3 protein-coding genes are annotated in these 1,270 nt (G+C 42.2%); 1 reads left to right on the top strand and 2 read right to left on the bottom strand.

The genetic code is table 11. The features are described 5' to 3' along the window. On the bottom strand, positions 1-304 hold a 304-nt coding region (locus A3763_RS26310), incomplete at its 3' end, for a HepT-like ribonuclease domain-containing protein (RefSeq protein ID WP_068760755.1). Positions 305-326: 22 nt separating this feature from the next. Continuing rightward, on the bottom strand, positions 327-719 hold the full coding sequence (locus tag A3763_RS26305) for a nucleotidyltransferase domain-containing protein (protein ID WP_068508473.1): 393 nt from the start codon (positions 717-719) through the stop codon (positions 327-329). A 140-nt stretch (positions 720-859) separates the two neighbouring features. Here A3763_RS26305 and A3763_RS26300 point away from each other — a divergent pair. Then, a partial coding sequence (locus A3763_RS26300) for an FAD:protein FMN transferase (RefSeq protein WP_197483156.1) occupies positions 860-1,270 on the top strand: 411 nt, incomplete at its 3' end.

Below are 1,270 nucleotides of genomic sequence, written 5' to 3'. Positions count from 1 at the left end.
CGTTTCGCATGCCTATTGCGCCGCGCATTTCATTTATTTCAGGAGTGGTAATGGCGAGTTGTTCGTAGATTCTTTCAATGCTAGCTCGGGCTTCCGAAGGAACAGGTTTAGATATCTTCTTGAGATAGTGCTTTGAGCAGCCAATAGCAGCCTCGATAAGAACCTGTAGATTCCTTTCTACAGCGCTACGTTCGTTAAATGTTAAGGGGCGTTTCTGAATGGTGCAGGCCAACTCATCCAAACCAGCCAAGTGCTGAGCGACTTGTTCTTTGATGGCAAATACATAGGCTTGGTATGTCGACATAGTAAATTCTCTGGAACGCCGTTTAAGGATAATGTTGCTGGTGTTCATGGGCATATTCACTCCATAATGACCATATTCGCTGTTCTTCGCTATGAAGGCGCAAGTCATTGCCAATGTAGAGCGGAGTGCCGAGATCAATAATGTTGTAAGCCAATGGCACGGGCACTGAGTTAATATCAACGATTGATATATTCTGGTCTAGATTATTTGACCATTGATACTCAAGGTCTTGAATGAATTTGTCTGCTTGATTACATTCCTTATGTAGCGCTATCGCTAGGTCATAATCACTCGCGCAATCAGCGGTATGATTCGCTTGTGAACCATAAAGCCAGACAAGTTCAATTCGACTCGCTTCTTTAAGAGAGAGACTCTTAAGTGCATCAATAGTTTTATTACTAGGTGCCAAGTTCATTGTGTTGTTCCAGCAATAGGGTTTATTGATTTTAACCAATATTTTAGGATGGGTCTATTCGTCGTGGTTGGAGAGATATTTTGGATAACATTATGAAAAACTGTTTGAGTTTTCTCATTTGCTTCTTAGTTTTTCTTAGCATGCCCTTGAAAGCCGAGTGGCATGAGTTTTCTGCAGAGGTGATGACGACCAACTTAAGCTTGGAGTTTTGGTTAGACGATAAGATTAAAGCAGAGAAGGCTAAGCGCGCAGTGCTGAATCGCTTTAATGATATCGAGGCAAAGATGTCGCGGTATATTTCTGAATCTGAGCTCTCCAAGGTAAATAGACTTGCCTCTGAGCAAGCACTATCGATATCGACTGAGCTGTTTAGCTTACTCGAAAAGTCATTGGCTGTGTCGGCTTTATCCCAAGGTGCCTTTGATATCAGCTTTGCCTCTGTGGGTTTTTTATATGACTATCGACAACAGGCGCAGCCATCTGATTCTCAAATCAATGCAAAGTTGCCAGCACTGGATTATCGCCATATTGTTTTAAATAGAAGTGCTCAA

Source organism: Oleiphilus sp. HI0128 (genome assembly GCF_001635365.1).
The sequence above is the reverse complement of the archived record's forward strand: the minus strand, read 5'-3'. Positions and strand labels throughout refer to the sequence as shown.